At 72.9% G+C, this 25,625-nt stretch carries 18 protein-coding genes, 1 tRNA gene and 2 pseudogenes; 9 read left to right on the top strand and 12 right to left on the bottom strand.

Annotated features, from left to right (window positions below; translation table 11 throughout):
• Positions 1-31: 31 nt before the first annotated feature.
• From ACWEQO_RS12100 to ACWEQO_RS12090, 3 genes are all read right to left on the bottom strand, one after another.
• Complete coding sequence (locus ACWEQO_RS12100) at positions 32-1,339, bottom strand: GNAT family N-acetyltransferase (RefSeq protein WP_361461187.1); 1,308 nt, start codon at positions 1,337-1,339, stop codon at positions 32-34.
• Between the two features lie 94 nt (positions 1,340-1,433).
• Positions 1,434-3,020 (bottom strand): alkaline phosphatase D family protein, encoded by a 1,587-nt coding sequence (locus ACWEQO_RS12095; protein ID WP_452981816.1) that lies wholly within the window; start codon positions 3,018-3,020, stop codon positions 1,434-1,436.
• Between the two features lie 158 nt (positions 3,021-3,178).
• The gene (locus ACWEQO_RS12090) at positions 3,179-4,009 is read right to left on the bottom strand and encodes an alpha/beta fold hydrolase (protein ID WP_452981813.1); all 831 of its coding nucleotides are present in this window, start codon (positions 4,007-4,009) and stop codon (positions 3,179-3,181) included.
• Positions 4,010-4,209: 200 nt separating this feature from the next.
• Between ACWEQO_RS12090 and ACWEQO_RS12085 the strand changes: the two genes are divergently transcribed.
• Together ACWEQO_RS12085 and ACWEQO_RS12080 are read left to right on the top strand one after the other, a co-directional pair.
• Positions 4,210-5,100: an RNA polymerase sigma-70 factor gene (locus ACWEQO_RS12085; protein ID WP_452981810.1), complete on the top strand. Its 891-nt coding sequence runs from the start codon at positions 4,210-4,212 to the stop codon at positions 5,098-5,100.
• A 172-nt stretch (positions 5,101-5,272) separates the two neighbouring features.
• The gene (locus tag ACWEQO_RS12080) at positions 5,273-6,034 is read left to right on the top strand and encodes a GntR family transcriptional regulator (protein ID WP_452981807.1); all 762 of its coding nucleotides are present in this window, start codon (positions 5,273-5,275) and stop codon (positions 6,032-6,034) included.
• 69 nt (positions 6,035-6,103) lie between these two features.
• On the opposite strand, the gene ACWEQO_RS12075 is transcribed toward ACWEQO_RS12080, so the two are convergent.
• From ACWEQO_RS12075 to ACWEQO_RS12065, 3 genes are all read right to left on the bottom strand, one after another.
• A complete protein-coding gene (locus ACWEQO_RS12075; protein ID WP_361461173.1) occupies positions 6,104-7,261 on the bottom strand; it encodes an ROK family protein in 1,158 nt (385 codons plus the stop codon).
• Positions 7,262-7,377: 116 nt separating this feature from the next.
• Complete coding sequence (locus ACWEQO_RS12070) at positions 7,378-8,040, bottom strand: response regulator transcription factor (RefSeq protein WP_361461170.1); 663 nt, start codon at positions 8,038-8,040, stop codon at positions 7,378-7,380.
• A gap of 14 nt (positions 8,041-8,054) precedes the next feature.
• Positions 8,055-9,224 (bottom strand): sensor histidine kinase, encoded by a 1,170-nt coding sequence (locus ACWEQO_RS12065; RefSeq protein WP_452981950.1) that lies wholly within the window; start codon positions 9,222-9,224, stop codon positions 8,055-8,057.
• 109 nt (positions 9,225-9,333) lie between these two features.
• On the opposite strand from ACWEQO_RS12065, the gene ACWEQO_RS12060 reads away from it, so the two are divergent.
• From ACWEQO_RS12060 to ACWEQO_RS12045, 4 genes are all read left to right on the top strand, one after another.
• Positions 9,334-10,254 (top strand): ABC transporter ATP-binding protein, encoded by a 921-nt coding sequence (locus ACWEQO_RS12060; RefSeq protein ID WP_361461165.1) that lies wholly within the window; start codon positions 9,334-9,336, stop codon positions 10,252-10,254.
• A gap of 2 nt (positions 10,255-10,256) precedes the next feature.
• A complete protein-coding gene (locus tag ACWEQO_RS12055; protein ID WP_452981802.1) occupies positions 10,257-10,979 on the top strand; it encodes an ABC transporter permease in 723 nt (240 codons plus the stop codon).
• Positions 10,980-11,586: 607 nt separating this feature from the next.
• Positions 11,587-13,332: a sodium:solute symporter family protein gene (locus ACWEQO_RS12050; protein WP_361463078.1), complete on the top strand. Its 1,746-nt coding sequence runs from the start codon at positions 11,587-11,589 to the stop codon at positions 13,330-13,332.
• A gap of 31 nt (positions 13,333-13,363) precedes the next feature.
• On the top strand, positions 13,364-13,492 hold the full coding sequence (locus tag ACWEQO_RS12045; RefSeq protein ID WP_361463075.1) for a putative transporter small subunit: 129 nt from the start codon (positions 13,364-13,366) through the stop codon (positions 13,490-13,492).
• A gap of 104 nt (positions 13,493-13,596) precedes the next feature.
• Here ACWEQO_RS12045 and purB read toward each other — a convergent pair whose 3' ends face one another.
• The 4 genes and pseudogenes from purB to ACWEQO_RS12025 form a co-directional block, all read right to left on the bottom strand.
• Complete coding sequence (gene purB / locus ACWEQO_RS12040; RefSeq protein ID WP_361461983.1) at positions 13,597-15,039, bottom strand: adenylosuccinate lyase; 1,443 nt, start codon at positions 15,037-15,039, stop codon at positions 13,597-13,599.
• 162 nt (positions 15,040-15,201) lie between these two features.
• Positions 15,202-15,462, bottom strand: a pseudogene (locus tag ACWEQO_RS12035) (hypothetical protein); the annotation flags it as partial.
• Between the two features lie 145 nt (positions 15,463-15,607).
• Positions 15,608-15,805, bottom strand: coding sequence for a ferredoxin (locus tag ACWEQO_RS12030; RefSeq protein WP_055571498.1), 198 nt, complete (start codon positions 15,803-15,805; stop codon positions 15,608-15,610).
• A gap of 12 nt (positions 15,806-15,817) precedes the next feature.
• Positions 15,818-17,023, bottom strand: a complete 1,206-nt coding sequence (locus ACWEQO_RS12025) for a cytochrome P450 (protein WP_452981797.1) — start codon at positions 17,021-17,023, stop codon at positions 15,818-15,820.
• Between the two features lie 682 nt (positions 17,024-17,705).
• Here ACWEQO_RS12025 and selA point away from each other — a divergent pair.
• Positions 17,706-19,022: an L-seryl-tRNA(Sec) selenium transferase gene (gene selA, locus ACWEQO_RS12020; protein WP_361461988.1), complete on the top strand. Its 1,317-nt coding sequence runs from the start codon at positions 17,706-17,708 to the stop codon at positions 19,020-19,022.
• Positions 19,022-20,788: pseudogene (locus ACWEQO_RS12015) on the top strand (SelB domain-containing protein); the annotation flags it as partial. The gene selA and the pseudogene ACWEQO_RS12015, both read left to right, overlap by 1 nt.
• A 35-nt stretch (positions 20,789-20,823) precedes the next feature.
• Here ACWEQO_RS12015 and ACWEQO_RS12010 read toward each other — a convergent pair.
• Positions 20,824-20,916: transfer RNA gene (locus ACWEQO_RS12010), tRNA-Sec, on the bottom strand.
• A 73-nt stretch (positions 20,917-20,989) separates the two neighbouring features.
• On the opposite strand from ACWEQO_RS12010, the gene selD reads away from it, so the two are divergent.
• The gene (gene selD, locus ACWEQO_RS12005; RefSeq protein WP_361461991.1) at positions 20,990-22,015 is read left to right on the top strand and encodes a selenide, water dikinase SelD; all 1,026 of its coding nucleotides are present in this window, start codon (positions 20,990-20,992) and stop codon (positions 22,013-22,015) included.
• A 19-nt stretch (positions 22,016-22,034) separates the two neighbouring features.
• Here the strand turns inward: selD and fdh are convergent, their stop codons facing one another.
• Positions 22,035-25,295, bottom strand: a complete 3,261-nt coding sequence (gene fdh / locus ACWEQO_RS12000) for a formate dehydrogenase (RefSeq protein ID WP_452981794.1) — start codon at positions 25,293-25,295, stop codon at positions 22,035-22,037.
• Between the last annotated feature and the right edge of the window lie 330 nt (positions 25,296-25,625).

Below are 25,625 nucleotides of genomic sequence, written 5' to 3'. Positions count from 1 at the left end.
CCGGTCCCGTGCCACCGGCCCCGCGCCCGCGTCACGGGGCCGGTGGCACGGTGGTCCACGACCGGTGGCCGGCCGGTGAACCGTGCTCCCGCTCCTCCCGCGCCCGGCGGGCCCGTGCCGGGTCCAGGCGCGCGGTGACGACGAGGGTGCTCTCCTCGACCTGGTAGTCGAGGGGCAGTCCCAGCCCGCGCATCGCGGCGACCATCCCGGTGTTGGACGCCTGCGTCACGGCGTACACGTGGGCGCACCCCGCCTCGGTGGCCATCGACACCAGCCGGGCCAGGAGTTCGGTGCCGATGCCGCGGCGCTGCCAGGCGTCCTCGACGAGCAGTGCCACCTCGGTCTCGTCGCCGTCCCACAGCAGATGACCGAGGCCGACGATGCGGCCGGAGGCGGTCCGTACGGCGAGCGTACGGCCGAAGCGGGGGCCGAGCAGGTGGTTCAGGTAGCGGTCCGCGTCGCCGACCGGACCGTGGTACCGCCGGCGCAGGGTCTCGGGCGAGCACCGCTCGTGCATCGCCCGCGCCGCCTCCAGGTCGCCGGTGTCCGCCCGGCCCACGGTGATGTCGCCGCCCTCGGACAGGGTGAGGACGTCCTGGCCGCGCGGGACCCGGGGGCCGAGCCGGGCGTCCAGCTCCACCAGGGCCCGCGCTCGGGCGAACTCGGTGGGAGTGAAGGGCGGATGCGGCCGCTCCACGGTGAGCACGCCGCCCTCCGGGGCGCGCAGCCGCATCACGGTGTCCTCCAGGGTCCCCTCCACCGGGACTCCCTCCGGCGCCGGCCGCCCGCCGCGGGGAGCGGCGGGCAGCGAACGGATGGTGCACCGTCCCAGCAACTGCCTTAGTGCCAGCGGAAGTTCCGCGTCGTCCAGGGCCGTGCGCGCGGCGAGTTCCAGCACCCGGGCCGGGGCGTCCACCAGATCGTGGGCGTCGGCCCGCTCGGTCCAGGTGTCCGTGCCCCCGGCGTCCGCCACCGCCGCCGTGAGGCCGGCGGCGGTCAGGTCGGCCGGGGCGCGCAGCAGGAACTCGTCGACCGTGGCCTCGCCCAGGGGGTGCGTCTGCAGGCTCAGGATGTCGACCCGGTGCCCGGCCAGCGCCGTGCACAGTGCGGCCAGCGCGCCCGGTTCGTCCCGTACCGTCGTCCGCATCCGCCACAGGGCGCTCTCCGGCGGCCGGCTCTTTCCGGTCCCGTCGGTATCGGGTGCGGGGGGCACGTGGCCGAGGCGGCGTGCCCACCAGCTGTGGAACGCCGCCGTGAAGCGCGTGGACGGTTCTCCCCCCGGTCCCTGCACGGGGCGACGGTGCCGGGTGTGCGTCACGTCGGACATGTCTCGGCTCATGCGACCACTGTGACGGGATCGTGTTTCGCGGCCGCCAACGCGCCATGACTGTCGAGTAAAGAGTTCTTATGGGGCCCATGGGTCATTTGTCGCTTCACTGGCCGACCAGACCCGGCTGCAGCCGCTTGGTGTAGAGCACGCTCCCGTCCTGCTCCCGCAGCCGTACGGTCAGTTCTCCGCTGCCGCCGTCGATGTCGACCTCGCCGAAGAACTGGTACCCGCCGGCGGGCGAGACGTTCGACGCGGTCGGCGCCTTCACGAACACCCGTTCCGGGCCGAAGGTGCCGTCGAGGGCGCTCGCCGGGAAGGCGCCCGCGTTGAGCGGACCGGAGACGAACTCCCAGAACGGCTCGAAATCGCCGAACGCGGCCCGTGCGGGCTGGTAGTGCTGGGCGGAGGTGTGGTGCACGTCGGCCGTCAGCCACACCGTGCCGGTGATCCGCCGGTGCTTGATGAACCGCAGCAGCTCCGCGATCTGCAGCTCGCGCCCCAGCGGAGCCCCCGGGTCGCCCTGGGCCACCGCCTCGACGTGCTGGGCGCCCTCGGTGGTGTCGGACACGATCAGGCCGAGCGGCATGTCCGCGGCGATCACCTTCCACACCGCCCGCGACCGCGCCAGTTCCCGCTCGAGCCACTGCAACTGCTCGCGCCCGAGGATCCCCTGCGGGTCCACGCTCTGGTCGCCGGGGGAGTTGGCGTTGCGGTACGTCCGCATGTCCAGCACGAACACGTCCAGCAGCGGCCCCTGCCGCAGCACCCGGTGCATTCGGCCCTCGCGGGCACCCGGCCGCAGCGTGGACATCGGGAAGTACTCGCCGAACGCGCGGCGCGCCCGTGCCGCCAGGACGTCGACGCTCTTCTCCGTGTAGCGGGTGTCCGTGTCGGTGATCCGCTGGCCCGGGTACCAGTTGTTGCGCACCTCGTGGTCGTCCCACTGCACGACGGACGGCACCTGGGCGTTGAACCGGCGGAAGTGCTCGTCGAGCAGGTTGTACCGGAAGTTGCCGCGGAACTCGGCCAGGGTCTCGGCGACCTTGGACTTCTCCTGCGTGGTGATGTTCCGCCAGACGCTCCCGCCCGGGAGCGCCGCGGTCGCCGGGACCGGCCCGTCGGCGTAGACGGTGTCGCCGCTGAACAGGAAGAAGTCGGGGTCGAGCCGGGCCATCGCCTCGAAGATCCGGTAGCCGCCGAAGTCCGGGTTGATGCCCCAGCCCTGGCCGGCCAGGTCACCCGACCACAGGAACCGCACACCGTCGCGCCGCCGCGCGGGCGCCGTCCTGAACGTACCGGTGACCGGCTCGCCGGAGCGGCGCGGGTCGTCGGGGTCGGCGAGCCGCACCCGGTAGTGGATCTGCTCGCCGGCCGGCAGTCCGCGCAGCCGGACCGTCCCGGTGAAGTCCGTACCGGGTCCGAGCAGCGGTCCGTGCAGGCGGCGCGGGTGCCGGAACGACTCGGTCGCCGACGTCTCGACGATCATCCGGGCCGGGCGGTCGGAACGCACCCACACCAGCCCGGAGTCACGCGTCACGTCACCGCTCTGCACGCCCCACTTCGCCTCCGGGCGCCCGGACCGGGCGAACGCGGGCGCCGCCCCGACGGCGATGGGCAGGGTCAGGGCGGCCGAGGCCGCGAGCGAGCCGCGCAGCACGGCGCGGCGGCCGGGGAACGAGGGGTGTGACATGGATGCGCCTCCAGGTGGCGGGAGTTCCGGCCGGTGTGCGCTGCCACACGTACTCGTGCGGCGCGGCTCGCACGCAAACCCCAAGTGAACAACTCGCCCCTTCATCCTGTGGCATGACGCGCCGTCAGCAGGATGTTCCGCATGTCGCGCCGCGCCGTTCAGCGACTGCCGTCGAGCAGGACGCGGGCGACCAGTGCCGGGTCGTCGTTCATGGGGACGTGGCCGCAGCCGGGCAGCCGGACCAGCCGCGCCCCGGGGATCACCCGCTTGGCGCGGATCCCCTGACGGGGGACGAGCAGCCGGTCGCGGGCACCCCAGGCGACGGTGACCGGGACCTCGGGCACGTCGTGGGTGAAGCGCACCGTGGCGCCCGCCCGGAGCGTCTCGGCGAAACCGGTGGCACCGGCCAGCGCGAGCGTCTCGGCGATCACCGCCTCGGGCGAACGGCGCCCCGGACGGGCGTAGATGGTGCTGGTCAGCGCCGCTCGCCCGGCCGCCGAGCGGGCGAGCCGCTCGACCAGCGGCAGTGGCATCCGCTCCGCGAGGCGCCGCATCCCGAGCAGTACGCCGAAGGCGTAGCGCCGCTCGGCCTGCGTCCAGAACCCGGCGGGGGACAGCGCGGTGACGGACCGTACGAGGTTCTGGCGGCCGAGCTCCAGCGCCAGGAGTCCGCCGAGCGAGTTGCCCGCGACATGCGGCCGGCCGAGCCCCAGCTCCTCGCACAGGGCGCCCAGGGCGGCGTTCATGGTGGGCAGGTCGTGGGCGAGGCCGCCCGGCAGTGCCGGGGAGGCGCCGAAGCCGGGCAGGTCCACGGCGATCACCTCGCGCTCGGTGGCGAGGATGTCCACGACCGGGTCCCAGGCCTGACGGTGGTGGCCGATGCCGTGCAGCAGGAGCAGCGGTTCGCCGCGGCCCACGCGCGCGTAGGACAGGGTCACGGTCTGCGGGCCGTGCGGAGAGGTGACCTCGAACGAGACGGTCGCGGACATGAAGGTGCTCCTCGTCTGGGACTCGCGGGGGGACGCCGCTTGACGCCGCCTGACGCCATCTGACGCCTCCTGACGTCGTAGACAGCTTGTCAGCAATTACTACCGACGGGTAGCCCCCGGTGACCGGATCCGGGCCCCGGCTCCGCGACGCGCCCGGATCCGCCTGGACACGGACCGTACGGGTCGGCTGGGATGGAAAGGTGAGCGCCGACACCGTGACCGATGCCTTCGAAGAGCACCGTCCCGTCCTCCAGGGGGTCGCCTACCGCATGCTCGGCCGGGTGGCCGACGCCGAGGACGTGGTCCAGGAGGCGTGGCTGCGCTGGGCGGGCGGGGACCGGTCCGATGTCCGCGAGCCGCGCGCCTACCTGGTGCGCGTCACCACCCGTCTCGCCGTCGACCGACTGCGTCAGATCAAGGCGCGGGGCGAGACGTACGTCGGCCCGTGGCTGCCCGAACCGTACGCCACCGACTTCGGCGGCACCGCCCCGGACACCGCCGAGCAGGCGGTGCTCGCCGACTCGGTCTCGCTCGCCGTCCTGGTCGTGCTGGAGTCCCTGTCCCCGCTGGAGCGCGCGGTGTTCGTCCTGCGCGAGGCGTTCGGTTACCCCTACGCCGAGATCGCCGCCATGCTCGACCGCGGCGAACCGGCGGTGCGCCAGCTCGCCACGCGGGCCCGCAAGCACGTCGAGGACCGGCGTCCGCGCTACGACGTCGACCCCGTCCGGCGCCGCGAACTGACCGAGCGGTTCCTGGCGGCGGCCGGCGGCGGTGATCTGGAGGGGCTCCTGGAGCTGCTCGCCCCCGATGTGCGTCTCGTCAGCGACAGCGGCGGCAAGGTCTCCGCCGCGCTGCGCGTCCTGGAGAGCGCCGACAAGGTGGGCCGCTTCGTGCTGGGTGTCACCCGCAAGAGCTTCCAGGGAGACTTCTCGGCCCGCTTCCTGGAGCTCAACGGGGGCCCCGCGGTGCTGCTCCTCGTCGGCGGCACGCCCGACTCCGTCGTCCAGCTGGATGTCGCCGACGGGCGCGTCCGTGCGGTCTACGTCATCCGCAACCCCGACAAACTGCGTTCGCTGGCGGCGGCCCGGTAGGGGTTCGGTCACCCGGTGGAGGGGTCCGCGTCATCCGGTGCGGCCCTCCTCGTTATGTCCGATTGGTATTGACCAAGGGGGGAGGCCGCCATATGGTCGCAGATAAGTGAAACAACCTTTAATAAACAAGGGCGCGAAAACGCCGCCGGACCTGACGATCGCGGAGGACAGGGTGGGGACCACGCAATTGGACACGGTGCCGGAACCGAAGTACTGGCACCTCAGGACCGTGCTCAGCGAAGCGCTGGACTCGGAGTTCTCGGTGGGCGAGATCCTGCCCAACGAGCGCGACCTCGCCGCCCGCTTCGGAGTGGCCCGGGCCACGCTGCGGCAGGCACTGGAGCAGCTGGAACTGGAAGGCAGGCTGGAGCGCCGCCGCGGTGTGGGCACCACCGTCGCCCCGCCGCGCATGGGCGTGGCCGTCGGTACGGCGCAGCACGCCTGGCCGGGCGGGCCCGACGACGCCTGGCAGAGCCTGGACTGCGCGCTCGAGGCGCCGGCCGCGGCCGTCGCCGAGATCCTGGTGACCGGCCGGGACGAACCCGTGCACACCGTTCGACGGTCCCGGGTCTCCCAGGGCCGCCCCGTCGCCACCGAACTGCTGTACGTCCCGGCGGCCTCGGTGCCCGGCCTCTCCGCCATCGACGCCCCCTCCGGAGCCGCACGCGCCCGTGCGGTGCTGCGGGAACTGCGCCACCTGCAGCTGGAGCGGCACGAGAACGCGGTGGAGCTCGGCTCCGCCCGCGCGGACGAGGCCAGGGAGCTGGACCGCCTGCCGGGCGCACCCGTCCTCGTCGTCACCACCCGCTTCATCGCCCGGGGTCGGGTCTCCGCGCTCTCCGTGGCCACCTACCGTGCTGACACCTGCCGGCTGACCTTCGGTGACTCCGGAGGAGTGGAGATCCACGACGGCCCCGAACGCCGCGCTTCCTGAACGCCGGGCGTTCCGGACGCCGGGCGGAGCCGACGGGGCGAGACCGGTGGCGGGCCGCCCGGCCGCGGCCTACCGGCGGGCCGTCACCGTGCCTTCCACGGCGAAGAGTTGCTCCTCCACATGGTCCAGGGCGAGCCGCACCGCGCCCGTCGCCACCGCCGCCTCCCCGAGACGGGAGAGAGCGACCCTCGGCGGACGCAGGCAGTAGCGGGCCAGTTCACGCCGCAGCGGCTCCAGGACCCCGTCCAGCCCCGCCGCCCAGCCGCCGATCACGACGAGTTCCGGGTCGAGGGCCAGCACCAGCGCCGCCACGTCGTGGACCAGCCGCCGGATGAAGCGGTCCACGGCCGCGAGGGCCCGCTCGTCGCCCTCGCGTGCCTGGGCGAAGACCTCGGCCACCGCCTGCTCGTCGAGCGGGTGCAGCGGCTCGTCCGTGGTGGACAGCAGCTTCTCCGGGGTAGCCTCGCGGCCCAGCAGGTGCAGCGCCCCGATCTCGCCGGCCGCCCCGCCGTACCCCCGGTGCAGCCGCCCCCCGATCAGTGAGCCGGCGCCGGGACTCAGCCCGGCCAGCACGAACACCACGTCGTCGGTCCCGGTGGCGACGCCCTTCCAGTGTTCGGCCACGACCGCCGCGTTGGCGTCGTTCTCGACCAGCACCGGGCACCTGAAGGACCGGCTCAGCCGCTCGCCCAGTCCCAGCCCCGTCCACCCGGGCAGCGCCGTGCCCAGCCGTACCGTGCCGTCCGCCTCGACGATCCCGGGCGTGCCCACGCCCACGGCCCGCAGCGAGTCGCGCGGCACCCCGGTCCGGCGCAGCAACTCGGCGACGGCGGCGCGCAGCCGCTCCAACCGCCCGTCGGCGTCGACCCGCTCACCGACCTCCTTGGCCTGGGCGCCGATCACCCGGCCGTCCAGGTCGGCCAGCAGCGCGGCCACCCGGTGCGGCCCGATCTCCAGACCCAGGAGATGCCCGGCCTCGGCCCGGAACCGGAACCTCCGGGCCGGCCTTCCCTGCCGCCGCGCCGCCCCCTCCTCGGCCGCCGCCTCCACGACGAGACCCGCTTCGATCAGGCCCTCCACGACGCCCTCGACGGTCGGCCGTGACAGCCCCGTCACCCTGGTGACCTCGGTCAGCGTCGCGCAGTCCGTGGCCCGCAACGCGTGCAGCACCACCGCGGAGTTGATCCTCCGCAACAGCGAGGGAGCCCCGCCGGTCAGCCGACCCACCGTCCGTCCTCCCAGCTCGTGCGCGTGTGGGGCGGATGGTACTCGGCACGGCACACCCCGGCGACCTCCGGGCACGACCCCGCGGTCAGCCGCTCCGGCCTGTCCGGGGAGGCGGCTCATCCCGGCGCCACGAACCCCGACTCGTACGCCGCGATCACCGCCTGCGTGCGGTCGCGCGCCCCGAGCTTCGCCAGCACGGCGCTCACATGCGTCTTCACCGTCTCCGTGCCCACCACCAGCCGGGCGGCGATCTCCGCGTTCGACAGCCCCCGGGCCATCAGCCGCAGCACCTCCGCCTCGCGCTCGGTCAGCCGCGCCCGATCCAGCACGTCCCGCGCCGCGCGGTTGCCGCCCTCGTCGCCGTACTCGGCCGCGAGCCGGCGCACCGAAGCGGGGAACAGCAGCGACTCGCCCTCGGCGACCAGTCGCACCGCGTGCACGATCTCCGAGGGCCGCGCCCGCTTGAGCAGGAACCCGTCGGCCCCGGCGCGCAGGGCCTCGTACACGTACTCGTCGTTCTCGAACGTCGTCACCACGAGGATCTTCGGCGGCTCCTCGACCGTCCGCAGCAGCGCACGCGTGGCCTCGATCCCGTCGAGCAGCGGCATGCGCACGTCCATGGCGACCACGTCCGGCCGCAGCCGCCGCACCAGCGGGATCACCGCCGCCCCGTCGGCCGCCTCCCCGACCACCTCGAGGTCGGGCTGCGCTTCCAGAACGGCGCGTAACCCCGCGCGCACGAGGGGCTCGTCGTCGACGAGCAGAACGGTGACCGGCATCCGGCCAGCCTAGATCAACGCATCTCGGCTCCGGCCAGCGGCAGTTCGGCCCGCACCGCCCAGTCGCCCCCGTCCGGCCCCGTCCGCGCGCGGCCCCCGAGCAGGGCTGCGCGCTCCCGTATGCCGCGCAGCCCGCTGCCGCGCCCGGGGCCGGGCACGTCCCCCGGCAGCGGGTTGCGGACCTCCAGGAGCAGGGTGCCCTCGGCGACGCGGATCCGGACCCGCACGGGGACCGTCCCCGCGTGCCGCAGCGCATTGGTCAGCGACTCCTGCAGGATGCGGTAGCCCTCCCGGGAGACCGGGCCGGACACGGTGCCCACCGGGCCGGTCACCTCGGCGTCGACCTTCGCCCCGGAGGCGCGGGCGGACTCCAGCAGGCGGTCCGCGTCCGCGAGCGTGGGCCGGCTGCTCACAGGTTTCTGCGCCTCGCGCAGGACGCCGAGGACCCGCTCCAGGTCCTCCAGGGCGGCCCGGCCGGTCTCCTCGACGGCGGCCAGCGCCCGGTCGGTGAAGGTGGGGTCGCCCGCCGCCCGCGCGGCGCCGGCCTGCACGACGGCGACCGTCAGGGCGTGGCCGATGGAGTCGTGCAGCTCACGCGCGATGCGGGTGCGCTCCAGGAGCTGTTCGGTCCTGGCCTCCAGGGCGGCCAGGCGTTCGGCGGGGGAGGGGCCGAGCAGACGGCGCGCGGCGGCGGTGACCAGCTCGCCGATCCCCACCATCAGCAGCCCCGCCGCGAGCAGGGGGACCGGCACCAGCAGGGCGTAGGCCCAGTGCGGCTGGGCGCCTCCGAGGAAGGGCAGTTCCTCGGGCACGTGTCCCGTGACGCTCTCCCCCAGGAGGTACGCCAGAAAGAACGGCCAGACCGTGACGTACCCCACCACCATCATCAGCACCATCCGCACCGCCAGCCACAGTACGGTCCGCAGCCGGTCCTGCCACGTCGCCGACGGCTTCTGGGAGATACCCGGCTCCCGTTCGCCGGGCGTCAGCATCAACTGGGCCTGCACGCCCTCGACCCTGCGCACCGAGGGAATCAGGCCCAGCGGGAGCAGCACGAGCGCGGGCACCCAGGGTGCGTCCGGGTAGATGAATATCCAGATGCTGAACGGCAGCCAGGGCACCCACAGGTGCAGCAGGCGCGAGTACGTCGCCCCACGCAGGAGGGCACGCAGAACGGTGACCATCGCGTCATCGTGCCAGCCGCCACCGACCACCGGCCTCCCCCGGGCGGGGGAGAGGCTCTCCCCGCCCGGGGGAGGTGTCGGCCCCCGGTCCGCCGCCACGCTGGTGCGCATGACCAGCATCGACGTCCAGAACCTCACCAAGGAGTACGGCACCCGGCGGGCCGTCGACGACCTCACCTTCCGCGTCCCGCCCGGCCGGGTCACCGGCTTCCTCGGCCCCAACGGCGCCGGCAAGTCCACCACCATGCGCCTGGTGCTCGGCCTCGACCGTCCGACGTCCGGCTCCGCCACCGTCGGGGGACGCGCCTACGCCACCTTCCCCGAGCCCCTGCGCCACGTCGGCGCCCTGCTCGACGCGCAGGCCGCGCACGGTTCCCGCACCGGCCGCGACCACCTGCGCGTCCTGGCCGCGAGCAACCGCATCCCGGACCACCGGGTCGACGAGGTGCTGGAGGAGACCGGCCTGGTACCGGCGGCCCGCCGCCGGGTGCGGACGTACTCCCTGGGCATGCGCCAGCGGCTGGGCATCGCCGCCGCGCTGCTCGGCGACCCGGCGGTGGTCATGCTCGACGAGCCCTCCAACGGCCTGGACCCGGAAGGCATCGTGTGGATCCGCACCCTGCTGCGCCGCCTCGCGGACGAGGGACGGACCGTCCTGGTCTCCAGTCACCTGATGAACGAGACCGCCGCCTTCGCCGACCACCTGGTCGTCCTCGGGCGGGGCCGGCTGCTGGCCGACACCCCGGTGCGGGAGTTCATCCGCGCACGGGTGCGGCCCACCGTCCGCGTCCGCACCTCCGACCCCACCGCCCTCGAGGACGCGCTCGCCCGGGAGGGCCACGCCATGGCGGAACACCCGGACGGGCACTGGACCGTGCCGGACGCGCGGGTGGAGGACATCGGACGCCTCGCCTCCGCCGCGGGGGTGCCGATCCTCGAACTCGCGGCGGACGAGGGCACGCTGGAGCAGGCCTATCTGGACCTGACCGCGGCCGAGACCGAGTTCACCGCACAGCCCCAGGAGGTCTGACCATGCAGTTCGCACCCGTACTACGGTCCGAGTGGCTGAAGATCCGCACGCTCCGCTCGCTCCCCGGGGCCCTCCTGGCGCTGTTCGCCGTGACCACGGCGTTCTCCGCGCTCTCCGGCATCTCGGAGATGCCGGACGACTTCGACCCGCTGTACGTCTCCCTGTCCGGCGTCATGCCGGGCCAGATCGCCGCGATCTCCTTCGGCACCATGGCCGTGTCGTCGGAGTTCCAGAACGGCGCCCTGCGGCTCTCGCTGGCGGCGGTTCCGCGGCGCGACCGCTGGTTCGCCGCCAAGGTGGTGGCGATCGCCGTTCCGGCGCTCGTCGCCGGGCTGCTGAGCGCCCTCGCCGCGCTCCTCGCGGCACGCGTGGGGCTGGGTTCCCTGGCGGACGGTCTCACCGGGGGCGAGCAGGTGCGCGGGGTCGTGGGCTGCGGTGTGTACCTCATGCTGATGGCCCTGTTCGCCGCGGGCCTCACGGTCCTGCTGCGCAGCGGGGTGGCCACGCTGTCCGTGCTGATCCCGTTCATCGTCGTCGTGTCCTTCGTGGTCGGCGACGCGATCGGTCCCGTCGTCGACTTCCTGCCCGACCGGGCCGGACAGTTGGTCTTCCAGCAGACCCACGAGGGACCGCTGGGCCCCTGGTCGGGGCTCGCGGTGACCGCGCTGTGGACCGCGGCCGCCCTGCTGGCGGGGGCGTGGAGCCTGCGGCGCCGGGACGCCTGACGGCCGGTCGACCGACGTTCCGTCAAGTGCCGGTGGTGACCGGGGTCCACCGGACCCATGGGCACCGCGCGCAACGCGTCGCCGGCCGACGGGCCGCGCTCCGCCCCTTCCCGGCGGAGCGCGGCCCGTCGGGCGGCGACGGCCGTGAAGGCGCCACCGGCCCTGCGTCCGGTCGGCCGCTCAACCCACATCACATGCCGGAACGAACGGTGGCGAAACGGGCGGCCCGTCGCAGTTGCGACTTGTGAAGAAAGGGTTGCGAAGAAGGCGGTGTGATCACTGTGAAGGTGGACAGAACGAGAATTCAAGTGTAAACATCTGCTGTCTGCCTGGTAGGGCTTGAGGGCGGCCAGCCGCGTATCTCGGTGCGACCGAAGAACGCCGCCGCCAGTGGAAGTTTTCGCCCTGCGATTGGTTTGCGGGCCCAAAGGGGCCCGCAGTTTTTGTGAGCTCCCCCGGCTTGCGCGATGACGCGCCGGGCGGCGGAGACGGAGCACACTCCGCGCCTACGGCGCGCGGATGTGTTCGGTGTGCCCCGAGCGAGCCCTTCGGCGCCGTCGTCGGCGCCCGGCTCCGCGACACGAAGGAGGTACTTCTGTTGAACGGCATGGAAACGGCCCAGTTCAGCGCCGTGATTGTCGTTGGCCTACTGGTCCTCTTCTACGGTGGGACCTTTCTGATCTCGACCCGGATCGGCAAGAAGGAGGAGAACGCCGACGGGTACATGACTGCTGGTAACAACATCGGATTCGGCGTCTCGGCCGCCAGTATGACGGCGACGTGGATCTGGGCGGCCTCGATGTACGCCTCCGCCACGTCGGGTTACACCTACGGCATCTCGGGCCCCATCCACTACGGGCTCTGGGGCGCCCTGATGATCCTTTTCATCTACCCCTTCGGCAAGCGCATCCGCGCCGTCGCCCCCAAGGCGCACACCCTGGCGGAGGTCATGTACGCCCGCCACGGGCGCTCCAGCCAGCTGATGCTCGCGGGCTCCAACGTCGTCGGCAGCCTCATCAGCCTGATGTCCAACTTCATCGCCGGCGGCGTGCTGATCTCGCTCCTGTCACCGTTCAACTTCATCCAGGGCGTCCTCTGCGTCGCTTCGGGCGTCCTGCTCTACACCCTGTGGTCCGGGTTCCGGGCCTCCGTCATGACCGACTTCGTGCAGGTCGTGGCGATGCTCGGCGCCGTCGCCGTGATCGTTCCGTTCATCTTCTTCGCGGCCGGATTCCCGGCGGCGTTCGAGACCGGCGCGGCGAACCTGACCCCGCAGCAGGGCAACTTCTTCTCCAGCGAGGCCTTCATGGGGCAGGGCGCCCCCTACATCGCCGCGGTGCTGGCCTACGCGATCGGCAACCAGACCATCGCCCAGCGCCTGTTCGCGGTGAAGGAGAGCCTGATCAAGCCCACCTTCATCACCGCGACCATCGGCTACGGCGGCATGGTGATCGGCGTCGGCATGATCGGCGTGCTCGCCCTCTACCTGGGCTTCGAGCCGTCCGGCGGCGACATGAACAACCTCATCCCGGAGATGGCCGCCACCTATCTGCCGCCCGTGCTGCTGGCCCTCTTCTTCATCATGATCGTCGGCGCGCTGTCCTCCACCGCCGACTCCGACCTCGCCGCCCTCTCGTCGATCATGATGGCCGACGTCTACGGCCGGGGCGTGGCGGGCAAGGGACGGGCCAACCCGAAGACGATGCTGCTGGTCGGACGGCTCACCATGGTGCTGGCCACCGCGCTGGCGGTGGCGTTCGCCAGTCTTCAGCTGAGCATCCTCGATCTACTGGTCTTCGTCGGCGCGCTGTGGGGCGCGCTCGTCTTCCCGGTGCTGGCCAGCTTCTACTGGGAGAAGGTCACCAGCAAGGCGTTCACCACCTCGGTGCTCGCGGCGCTCGCGGTGTTCCTGCCCGTGCGCTTCGGCTGGATCCCCGTGGACGGTGTCTTCGGCTACGTCGTGGACGTGCTCGCGGTCATCGGCATCGGTGTCGTCCTCGGTCTGATGGTGTTCGGCTTCTCGAACCTCAAGGCGGCGAAGATCACCGGTGTGCTGGCCATGGTGGTCTCCGCGCCGTTCGCGATCGGATCCCTGCACGAGTACGCGACGCTGTGCGGTTCGCTCGTGGCCTACTCGGTGAGCACCGTCATCTGCTGGGCCATGTCGGCGCGCCATGGAGAGAGCTTCGACTTCTCCGTCATCGCGGAACGCGCCGGCAGCTTCGACGACGGGGACGCCGCCGCGGCGAGCCCCGACGGGACCGGGGAAGCGCTCGACGTCCCGGGCCCGCGGTCGCCCGGCGGAGACGTACCGGGCGGGCGCGCACCCGAGCCCGCCGCACCCGCCAAGTGAGCCGAAGCAAGACAAGACAGAAGGAGGCGCAGTGACCGTAGCCCTGAGCGTCTACGTCCTGGTGTGGCCCGTCGTCGTGGCCGCCACCCTGTTCGTGATCAGCCGTGGGTTCTTCCGGGAGTGGGCCGAAGCCCGCCGCAACGGCCACGACCTGGTCTGACCCCCAAGCGCGCGAGCCGCGTCCCGCGGGACCCCGTCGGGACCCCGCGGGACGCGGCTCGCGCGCCTCCGGCCCGGACCCTCAGCCCTGGCCGGTACAGCTGCTCAGAGGATCGCCCCGGGGGCGTAACCGGCGGCCTCCGGGTGCTGCTTGACGAGGTCGTCGACACGGCCGACGACGGCGGCGACCTGGGCGCCCGCGGCGCCCGTGAAGGACAGCTTGTCCGCCATCAGCGCGTCGAGTTCGGACCGGTCGAGCGGGAGGCGCTCGTCGGCCGCGAGCTTGTCCAGCAGGTCGTTGCGCTCGGCGCCCTGCTCACGCATCGCGAGGGCTGTCGCGACGGCGTTCTCCTTGATCGCCTCGTGCGCGACCTCCCGGCCGACGCCCGCGCGCACCGCGCCCATCAGCACCTTGGTGGTGGCCAGGAACGGCAGGTAGCGGTCCAGCTCCCGGGCGACGACCGCCGGGAACGCGCCGAACTCGTCGAGCACCGTCAGGAACGTCTCCAGCAGGCCGTCGAGCGCGAAGAACGCGTCGGGGAGCGCCACCCGGCGCACCACCGAACAGGACACGTCGCCCTCGTTCCACTGGTCGCCCGCCAGCTCCCCGGTCATCGAGGCGTAGCCGCGCAGGATCACCATCAGGCCGTTGACGCGCTCGCAGGAGCGGGTGTTCATCTTGTGCGGCATGGCGGACGAACCGACCTGGCCCGGCTTGAACCCCTCGGTGACCAGCTCGTGCCCGGCCATCAGCCGGATCGTCTTCGCCAGTGACGACGGCGCCGCCGCCAGCTGCACCAGCGCGGTCACCACCTCGTAGTCCAGCGACCGCGGGTAGACCTGACCGACGGAGGTGAACGCCTCCGCGAAGCCCAGGTGGCCGGCGGTCCGCCGCTCCAGCTCCTCGAGCTTCGCCGCGTCGCCGCCCAGCAGGTCCAGCATGTCCTGCGCCGTGCCGACGGGGCCCTTGATGCCCCGCAGCGGGTAACGGCCCAGCAGCTCCTCCAGCCGGCCGTACGCGACGAGGAGTTCGTCGGCGGCGGTGGCGAACCGCTTGCCGAGGGTGGTGGCCTGCGCCGCCACGTTGTGCGAACGGCCGGCCATGACCAGCTCGCCGTACTCGCCGGCCAGCCTGCCGAGCCGGGCCAGCACCGCCACCGTACGGTCGCGCATCAGCTCCAGCGAGAGCCGGATCTGCAACTGCTCGACGTTCTCGGTCAGGTCGCGGGAGGTCATCCCCTTGTGCACGTGCTCGTGCCCGGCGAGGTCGTTGAACTCCTCGATCCGCGCCTTCACGTCGTGCCGGGTGACCTTCTCCCGCTCGGCGACGGAGTCCAGGTCGACCTGGTCGAGGACGCGCTCGTAGTCGGCGATCGCCGCGTCCGGCACCTCGATGCCGAGGTCCTTCTGGGCCCGCAGCACGGCGAGCCAGAGCTGTCGCTCCAGCCTCACCTTCTGCTCGGGCGACCAGAGCGTGGCGAGCTCGGCGGAGGCGTAACGTCCGGCGAGAACGTTCGGGATACGGGGCTTGGCGGGCGCAGCAGTCACGTGTACGGAGTTTACCCGGCGTCCCGGGAGCCTCCGAACCGTCCATGCAGTCCGAAAAGCCCAGGCCGGACGCCTTCCGACCGGGGCTCTCCACCGGTTCCGTGAGATGTGTGTGGGACGACCACCAGGGGCTGTCCGCGGTGGTGATCGATGGACTCCCGGAAGGTTGCGGATCCAGATGGTCGTTGCGCGGAGACGGAGTCCGGCAAGGCAGCTCTCGGGCGACGTGTCGTAGCGGGTCGCGATGCCTCGCCAGTCCTTCATCTTGTCGGCGGCCCGCTCCACGGTGTTGCGGTCGCGGTGGAGGCCGGGGTCATGGGCGACGGGCCTGCCGCCCCGGCTGCCCTTCTTCCTTCGGACGGGAGCCCGATCCTCCTTCCCCGGGACGACCGTCTTGATGCGCCGTGCGCGGCGGATGCGTCGTCGCTCGGCTTGGAAAGGGTCGTTCTCGCCGCCCTGTCCGTCTTGTTCCTCGCGCGCTCTCCCTTCGGCGAGGCCGCGCGCCGGGCACGCGGCGGGTCAGCCGGCCCGCCGCGTGCGGCGGCGGACCGGCGGTCGGAGTGATCCGCTACTCGTCCTCGGACAGCGTGATGGCGCCCACGGGACAGGCGCGGGCGGCCTCCCGGACCAGCGGGTCGCCGGCGCCGTCCTCCCGACCGGGCAGCAGGGCGCTGAAGCCGTCGTCGTCCTGGGTGAACACCCCCGGCGCGGTCAGGGCGCACTGTCCGGCGCCGATGCAGCGGTCCTTGTCGATCTCGATGTGCATGACGGCAGCCTCTTACCAGCTGACGGGGAGTTCCAGCATCCCCTGGATGGTGTCGCCGGGTTTGAAGGGGATCTCCTCCGGCGGGGCGGCGAGCCGGAGCCCGGGCAGCCGTTCGAGGAGCGTGCGCAGGGCGATCTCCAGCTCGGTGCGGGCGAGGTTCTGGCCGAGGCACTGGTGGATGCCGAAGCCGAAGGCGACGTGGTGACGGGTCGAGCGGTGGAAGTCGAGCGTGTCGGGCGCCGGATAGACGTCTTCGTCGCGGTTGATGACGGAGGTGGAGAAGACCACGCCGTCCCCGGCCCTGATCGTGGTCCCGGCGATCTCGATGTCCTCGGTGGCCAGCCGCAGCAGCCCGTCCGCGATGGACAGCATCCGCATGAGTTCCTCGATCGCGTCCGGCAGCAGCGAGGGGGTGGCGCGCAGTTCGCCCAGCCGGTCGGGGTGCAGCAAGAGGGTGTAGGTGCCGAGGGAGATCATGTTGGCCGTGGTCTCGTGGCCCGCGACCAGGAGGATCATCGCCAGCGCGGTCAGCTCCTCGCGGTCCAGCTCGCCCTCGCGCAGCCGCTGCTGGACGAGTTCGTCCAGCAGACCCTCACCGGGCTGCCGCTGCTTGTGGTCGATCAGTTGCTCCAGGTACGCCGCCAGCCGGTCCCGGGCGTCCTGCGTCTCCTCGGCGGTCGGTCCCCGCAGCAGCCGCCTCGACTGCTCCTCGAAGAACTCGTGGTCGGCGTAGGGCACGCCGAGCAGGGCGCAGATCACCATGGACGGAACCGGCAGCGCGAAGGCGCGCACCAGGTCGGCGGGCGGCCCCTGCGCGATCATCGCGTCCAGCAGCTCGTCGACGATCTCCTGGATGCGCGGCCTCAGCTCGGTGGCGCGCTTGAGGGTGAAGCTCGGGATCATCATCCGCCGCTGGGTGCGGTGCTCGGGGTCGTCGACGCCCAGGAGTGCCGGCTTGCGGTCGCGGAGCGCGGCGAAGCGGGGGGCGGTGGCGGGGAAGCCCGAGCGGGTGCGGTCCGTGGACAGCCGGGGGTCCGTCAGCAGGTCGCGGGCGACGGCGTGGCCGGTCACGAGCCAGGCCGGGCGGCCGTCGTAGAGCTGGATGCGGGCCAGTGGCCGGGCGGTGCGCAGCGGGTCGTACCCGGTGGGCGGGTGATAGGGGCAGGTCCGGTCCTGAGGGAAGGAGACGGGCTCGGACAGTTCGGTCAGGTCTGTCATGGAAGACCTCGCAGACGAAGGATGCGTCGTGCCGATCTTCATTAGATGCCCGGGGCATCTGGGGCACGACATGAAGTTCGGCCAGATCGGGGGCCTGCGGGATCTGGCTGGGAACCACCCATTCCGGATCGTAGTTCGATTGCCGCCCGAACGGCGCGGAACACCGGATCCGGCCATGTCCACGACCGATGTGTCCTCGCCGCTGCCGCCCGCCGCCGCCCTCTCCCCGGGGTCCCGGCAGCAGGCCGGCCGTCGCCGGAGGCCCGGTCCGCCGCGGTCGTGAGCGCTGCACTCGTCGCGGTTCTGCTCACGGGCTACGGCATCACCGTGCCCGTCGGCGCCGTCGCGACCCACCGCGTCACCCTGACCGCCCAGCGCCTCCTCCCGCGCCGAGGTACTGCGGCACCGCTGCCGCAGCCGGTCGCCCGAGCGCCTGCAGGAGCTGGACGGCCCCGTCGCGGGCACCGTCGGCCTGCCGATCCACCCCGCCCAGAACCGGGCGTTCCCGAACGTCTGCGCCGTCCGGCGTGTCCTGCCGCCGGTCAGGGGCACTGGGAGACGATGAGCGTTCCTCGGGCACTGACGAGGCGGGCCTGAACGGAGGGATCGCGTGGACCAGCCGGCCACACTTGGAGGGAACGGGGAGAGGACCGGGAGCGGTGCACCCGCGTGCGACGGGAACGTGCCACCCGGGGCCGGGCCGGACGTACGGCGGCGGATTCCCCGCACCGACGCCGTCCTGCGTGATCCGCGTCTGCTGGAGGCGGCGAACCGACTGGGGCCCGGGTTGGTGAAGTCGGCGGTCCGGCAGGCGCAGGAGAGGGCGCGCGAAGGCGCCGTCGCGCCGGATCAGGTGGCCGACACGGCCTGCGCCCTGCTGCCGCGCACGGTGGGCGGACTGCGGCCGGTGATCAATGCCACCGGCGTGGTGCTGCACACCAACCTCGGACGGGCACCGCTGTCGGCGGCGGCCCGGCAGGCGGTGCGGGAGGCCGCCGGCCCCACGGACGTCGAGCTGGACCTGCGCACCGGCGTACGGGCCCGCCGGGGCCGCACCGCCCTGGCGGCCCTTCGGCACGAGGTGCCCGCGGCCGCCGCCGCGCACGTCGTCAACAACGGTGCCGCCGCACTGGTCCTGGCGGCCACCGCGCTCGCGGCCGGACGGGAGATCGTCATCAGCCGGGGGGAGATGGTGGAGATCGGCGACGGCTTCCGCCTGCCGGACCTGCTGGTCTCCACCGGAGCACGGCTGCGCGAGGTGGGAACGACCAACCGCACGACCGCCGCGGACTACGCGGCGGCCATCGGCCCGGAGACGGCGTTCGTGCTGAAGGTGCACCCCTCCAACTTCCGGATCACCGGGTTCACCCACGCCGCCGACGTCGGCGAACTCGCCGCACTGGGAGTTCCGGTCGTCGTCGACATCGGTTCCGGCCTGCTGACTCACCACCCGTCGCTGCCCGAAGAACCCGATGCCGAGACCCAACTGCGATCGGGTGCGGCCCTCGTCACCGCGAGCGGCGACAAACTGCTGGGCGGGCCCCAGTGCGGACTGCTCCTGGGGCGGGAAGACGTGATCCGCACCGTGGCCCGGCACCCGCTCGCCCGCGCCCTGCGCGTGGACAAGCTGACCCTGGCCGCGCTGGAGGCGACGCTGACCGGTCCCGAGACCCCCACGAGCGCGGCGCTGGCCGCCGACCCGTCATGGCTGAGGCGCCGCGCCGAGCGGCTCGCCACGGCCCTGGCCGCCGGCGGCATCGACGTCCGGGCCGTCGGGAGCACCGCGACGGTGGGCGGTGGCGGCGCCCCCGGCGTGACGCTGCCCAGTGCCGCGCTGTCCCTGCCCGAACGCTGTGCCGCCGCCCTGCGCACCGGTCCGGTCCCCGTCGTCGGGCGTCTGGAGGCGGGACGGTGCCTGCTCGACCTGCGGGCGGTGCCCGCGGAGGACGACGAGAAGCTGGCCGAGGCCGTGCGAGCGGTCGCGGGGAGGTGGGCGTGATGCGGGTACTGGCCACCGCCGGGCACGTCGACCACGGCAAGTCCGCCCTGGTGCGTGCGCTGACCGGAATGGAACCCGACCGTTTCGAGGAGGAGCGGCGCCGGGGGCTGACGCTGGACCTCGGGTTCGTGTGGACCCGACTGGAACCGTGCGGCGCCGACGGCTCCGAGGGGGAGCACATCGCCTTCGTGGACGTGCCGGGCCACGAGCGGTTCGTCGCCACCATGCTGGCCGGCGTCGGCCCCGTGCCCGCCGTGCTGTTCGTGGTGGCCGCCGACCAGGGCTGGCAGGAGCAGTCGCAGGAGCACCTCGAGATCCTGCACGCCCTCGGAGTGCGGCACGCCGTGCTCGCGGTGACCCGAAGCGACCTCGCCGACCCCGAACCCGTGCGAGCGGACGGGGTCGGGCGCATGGCCGCCACCACCCTGGGCACCGTGGCGTCCGTCGCGGTCAGCGCCGTGACCGGCGACGGGCTGGGCGAACTGCGAGCCGAGCTGAGCCGGCTGGCCCGGTCGCTGCCCGTCCCGCCGGCCGACGCGGACGTGCGGTTGTGGCTGGACCGCGTCTTCACCGTGCGCGGCCGCGGCACGGTCGTCACCGGCACTTTGGGCGCGGGCACCCTGCGCGTCGGCGACCGGCTGGTGACGGGGGACGGCACGGACGGGCTGCGGGTGCGCGGGCTGCAGTGCCTGCACGAGGACAGGACCGCCGTGCCCGGCGTGGCCCGTGTGGCGGTCAACGTGCACGGAGCCCGTGACGGCGCACTCGGCCGCGGCCGGGTGCTGCTGACCCCGGACCGCTGGTTGTCGACCGGGCTGATCGACGTCCGTGTCACCGGAACGCCGGCCGGGGAACTGCCCCGGACGGTGACCCTGCACATCGGCACCGCCGCGGTGCCCGTGACCGTCCGCCCGCTCGGTGCGGACACCGTCAGACTCACCCTGGCCTGGCACCTTCCCCTGCGCGTCGGGGACCGGGCCGTCCTGCGGGAACCGGGCGGACGGCGCGTGCCGTCCGGAGCGACCGTGCTGGACGTCCGTCCACCGCGACTGGTCCGGCGTGGAGCAGCCCGCGCCAGGGCGGCCGAACTGGCGGGCATGACCGGTCGCCCGGACGGCGCGGCGGAACTGCGGCGCCGCCGACTCGTCCGTCGCGTGGAGCTGGAGGCCATGGGAGTGCCCGCCCCCGCACCGCCCGTCGCAGGGGACTGGCTGGCCGATCCGGCCCACTGGACGGCACTGCGCGACCGCCTGGCCGTCGAGGTGGCGCGGCACGCGACGCGGCACCCGCTGGACCCCGGCCTGCCCACCGAGGCCGCCCGGCACCTGCTCGGCCTGCCCGACCGGGCCCTCGTCGACGCGCTCGTCGCGTCCTCGGACCGGCACCGACTCCGCAGCGAACAGGGCCGGTTGCACGGCCCCGGAAGTACGAAGCCCACTCTGCCGACTCCCGTCCGGAAAGCCGTCGACGCCGTGCGGCGGGAGCTGGAACGAGCCCCCTTCCGTGCCCCGGAGGCCGACCGGCTGGCCGCCCTCGGGCTCGATCGCAGGACGGTGGCGGCCGCCGCCGCGGCGGGTGCGCTGCTGCGCGTGGACGACGGCATCGTGCTGCTGCCGGGGGCGGACGCCCGGGCCGCCGCCGTCCTGCGCGAGCTCCCGCAGCCGTTCACCCTGAGCGAGGCCCGCAGGGCCCTGGACACCACGCGCCGGGTGGCCGTACCGCTGCTGGAGTTCCTGGACGGGCGGGGCCTCACCGAACGCGTGGACGATCAGCGCCGGCGCTGCCGGACCGATGCGGGGAGCGGAGGCGGACGGGAATCGAACCCGCCTGCCCGAGATCCTCGGGCACCTCGGTTTTGAAGACCGGGAGGGCCACCAGGCACCCACACGCCTCCACCGCCCGCCCAGGCTATCGGAAGACCCCGGTGCCACCGCCCCCGGAACACGACAGCGACCACGGAGACAGGTATGACCACGACACGTGAAACCCCGGTACGTCTCACGCAGTTCGCCCACGGCGGCGGCTGCGCCTGCAAGATCCCGCCCGGCGAGCTGGAGGACGTCCTCGGCGGCCTCGCCCGGCCGGTGCCGCCCTCCGGCGACACGCCGCTCCTGGTCGGGCTGGCCACCGGTGACGACGCGGCCGTGGTCGGCCTGCCCGCGCAGGACGGGGCCGCGGGCCGGGCCGTGATCTCCACCGCGGACTTCTTCACCCCCGTCGTGGACGACGCCTACGACTGGGGCCGCATCGCCGCCGCCAACGCCCTGTCCGACGTGTACGCGATGGGCGGACGCCCCGTCCTCGCCGTCAACCTCCTGGCCTGGCCGCGGGACGTCCTGCCCTTCGAACTGGCGCGCGAGGTGCTGCGCGGCGGGCTGGACGTCGCGGCCGAGGCGGGCTGCCACGTGGGGGGCGGGCACAGCGTGGACGACCCGGAGCCCAAGTACGGCATGGCCGTCACCGGCCTGGCGGACCCGGCCCGGCTGCTGCGCAACGACACCGGCCGACCGGGTGTGCCGCTGTCACTCACCAAGCCCCTCGGGGTGGGGGTGCTGAACAACCGTCACAAGGCCACCGGCGAGCGGTTCGAGCAGGCGGTGGCCACGATGGTGACGCTCAACCGGGACGCCTCGGCCGCCGCACTGGCCGCCGGGGCGAGGTGCGCCACCGACGTCACCGGCTTCGGCCTCCTCGGCCACCTGCACAAGCTCGCCCGCGCCTCGGACGTGACCGCCGTGATCGACACCGCCGCCGTGCCCTACCTCGAAGGGGCCCGCGAGGCGGTGCGGGAGGGCTACGTCAGCGGCGGCACCCGGCGGAACCTGGAGTGGGTGGCGCCGTTCACCGACTTCGGGACGGCGGACGCCGACACCCGCCTGCTCCTGGCCGACGCCCAGACCTCGGGCGGGCTGCTGGTGGCCGGGGAGGTGCCGGGCGCCCCCGTCATCGGGGAGCTCGTCCCGAAGGGCGCGCACTCCGTCGTGCTGAGGTGAGCCCTTGGACACGCGATGCTCAGGGTTCGGTGCCGGTGTGCTCGTCGATGCCGGCCCGTGCCCGGTAGGCCCGCACCAGTTCCACGGCGGCCGGGCCCCTGGGACGGCGCCCCGCACGGATGTCGACGGCGAACGCCTTGGCCTCCTGGATGTGGGTGTTGGGGTCGAGGGACAGGTGGAGCAGTTCGTTGGCCGCGTCTCCCGTGGTGCAGCCGTTCGGGCCCCAGTGGTAGGGCAGTCCCACCTGGTGCAGACGGCGGCCCTGCACGGTGAGGGGCGCCATGCGGTCGGTGACGAGCACCCGTGCCTCGATCACGCCGCGGGCGCTGACGATCGTCGCCCAGCCGGTGTGCTCCAGGCCGCGCTCGGCGGCGAGTTCCGGTGACACCTCGCAGAAGAACTCCGGCTGCAGCTCGGCCAGATAGGGCTGCCAGCGGGACATGCCGCCCGCCGTGTGGTGCTCGGTGAGCCGGTAGGTGGTGGCCACGTACGGGAAGACCTCGGAGCCGGGCTCCCGGCCGCTGGGCTGGTAGCGGTTGTCGGGATGCGGTGGCAGCAAATGCCGCACCGGGTTGCGCTGCTGCCGGTACAGCAGGTTCGGGAACGGCGAGTCCTGCGGCTCGTAGTGCGTCGGCAGCGGGCCGTCGGTGAGGCCGGACGGCACGTACAGCCACGCCTTGCCGTCGGCCTGCATGATGAACGCGTCGGTGCCCGACAGCGCCTCGGGCCCGGTCGCGTCCGGCGGCGGCTCGTGGTCGGGGGGCTTGTCGGCCTTGAAGTCCGGGATGTCGTGCCCGGACCACGATCCCTTGTCCGCGTCCCACCACACCAGCGCCTTGCGTTCGCTCCACGGCCTGCCCTCCGGGTCGGCCGAGGCGCGGTTGTACAGGACGCGGCGGTTGGCCGGCCAGGCCCACCCCCACTCGCCCGCGACCCAGTTCTGCTCCTTGCCCGGTGTGCGGCGCGCGGCCTGGTTGACGCCGTCGGCGTACACCCCGCAGTAGATCCAGCAGCCGCACGCGGTGGAGCCGTCGTCGTTGAGCTGCTCGTACGAGGCCAGGGGGTTGCCCTCGGCGTCGTAGCCGTTGATCTCGGCGAGCACGGCCTCCGCCTCGGGCTCGGCGTGTCCGCCCTTGGTGGGGTAGTCCCAGGTCAGGTCGAGCAGCGGCCGGTCCATCGGGTCGGTGGACGCGGCGAGCTTCTCGCGGATGATCCGCCCGAGGTGGAAGGTGAACCACAGGTCGCTGCGGGCCTGGCCGGGGGGCTCGACGGCCTGGTGGTGCCACTGCAGCAGGCGCTGGGTGTTGGTGAAGCTGCCGTCCTTCTCGGTGTGCGCGGCGGCCGGCAGGAAGAACACCTCGGTGCCGATGTCCTCGGTGCGCAGCTCACCCGTCTCGATCTCCGGGCCGTCCTTCCACCAGGTGGCCGACTCGATGAGGGAGAAGTCCCGCACGACGAGCCAGTCCAGGTTGGCCATGCCCAGGCGTTGCATCTTGGCGTTGGCGGAGCCGACCGCGGGGTTCTCGCCCATGAGGAAGTAGCCCTTGCAGGTGCCCTCCAGCTGGGTCATGATCGTTTCGTAGGTGGAGTGGGAGCCGGTCAGCCGCGGCAGGTAGTCGAAGCAGAAGTCGTTGTCCTCGGTGGCGGCTCCGCCCCAGTACGCCTTGAGCAGGCTCACCAGGTAGGCGCGCATGTTGCCCCAGTAGCCCTTGCTCGCCGCGTCGGCCCGGACGAAGGTGTCCAGATCCTGCTGCGCGTGCGCGTGCGGCATGGGGATGTAGCCGGGCAGCAGGTTGAACAGCGTGGGGATGTCCGTCGACCCCTGGATGGAGGCGTGTCCGCGCAGGGCGAGGATGCCGCCGCCGGGCCGGCCGATGTTGCCGAGCAGGGACTGCAGCACGGCCGCCGCGCGGATGTACTGGACGCCGACGGTGTGCTGGGTCCAGCCGACCGCGTACGCGAAGGCGGTGGTGCGCTCCCGGCCGGAGTTCTCGGTGACCAGGTCGCACACCTGGCGGAAGGCCTCCTGCGGCACGCCGCAGATCTCTTCCACCATCTCCGGGGTGTAGCGCGCGTAGTGCCGCTTGAGCACCTGGAAGACGCAGCGGGGGTGGGTCAGCGTCTCGTCCCGCTCGGGCTCGCCCTCGGGGATCGCGGCGCCGCCGGAGCCGTGGGCCTCGCCGCGTGCCGCCTCCGCCACCGTGCTGTCCTCGTGGGTGCGCTTCTCGTACCACTGGTCGCGCTGGCCCGACGCTGCCTGGACCTCCCTCCCCTCGTACTGCCAGCTGCTGTTGTCGTAGCTGCGGCTGTCGGGGTCGAGGCCGGAGAAGACGCCGTCGAGGTCCTCGGTGTCGCGGAAGTCCTCCCGCAGGATGTCGGGCCCGTTGGTGTAGGCCACCACGTAGTCGCGGAAGTACTTTTCGTGCCGCAGCACGTGGTTGATGATGCCGCCGAGGAAGACGATGTCCGAGCCGGCCCGCAGCGGCACGTGCACGTCGGCCAGCGCGCTGGTGCGGGTGAACCGCGGGTCGACATGGATCACCTTCGCCCCGCGGGCCTTGGCCTCCATCACCCACTGGAACCCGACCGGATGGCACTCGGCCATGTTCGAGCCCTGGATGACGATGCAGTCTGAGTGCTGCAGGTCCTGCTGGAAGGTGGTCGCGCCGCCGCGGCCGAACGAGGTTCCCAGACTGGGAACGGTGGAGGAGTGTCAAACACGCGCCTGGTTCTCGATCTGCACCGCCCCCAGGGCGGTGAACAGCTTCTTGATCAGGTAGTTCTCCTCGTTGTCCAGTGTCGCCCCGCCCAGGCTGGCGATGCCGAGGGTGCGCCGGGTGCGCGTCTCGTCGACCTCCCACTGCCAGCCCGCCCGGCGGGCCTCGATCACCCGGTCGGCGATCATGTCCATCGCCGTGTCGAGGCCCAGGCGCTCCCACCGTGTGCCGTGCGGGCGGCGGTACAGCACCTGGTGCTCGCGCGCGCCGCCGGTGGTCAGCTGCAGGCTGGCGGCGCCCTTCGGACACAGCCGGCCGCGGGAGATGGGAGAATCGGGGTCGCCCTCGATCTGGGTGACGCGCTCGTCCTCGACGTAGACGTTCTGACCGCAGCCGACGGCGCAGTACGGGCAGATCGACTTCACGACCCGGTCCGCGGAGGCGACCCGGGGCGTGAGCCGCGCGCTGGGGCCGCTCTTGGCGGCGGCGCCGCGGCCCAGGGGGTCGGTGCCCTTCAGCTGGCGGTAGACCGGCCAGGAGTCGATCCAGGTGCGTACGCCCATCACGCCTGCCTTTCCGTGGTGCCAGGTGCCAGGTGCCAGGTGCCAGGTGCCAGGTGCCGTTGCGGGTGTCCGGTTCTTTCTCGTTCAATCGGATCGACGCGTGGACGGGACCGAACGTCTTCCGCCGAACGACCTGGGGCCCGGTGCTCTCTCCTCCTTGCGGCACATTCTCCTGCAGTAGCGCGGACACGGCATCCTCGGACACCGTGTGCGTGCGGCTGTGCCCGAGGTGTCCGAGGACGCCGTGCAGCCGCAGGACGGGGTCTCGCCGGTCAGGCGTTCCGCGCCTGCGCGGCCCGGTGCGTCCGGGCAGCACGGCCGACCCGGCTT

This window comes from Streptomyces sp. NPDC004051, assembly GCF_053604275.1.
Note: the sequence above shows the minus strand (reverse complement) of the source record. Positions and strands in the feature narration are given on the sequence as shown.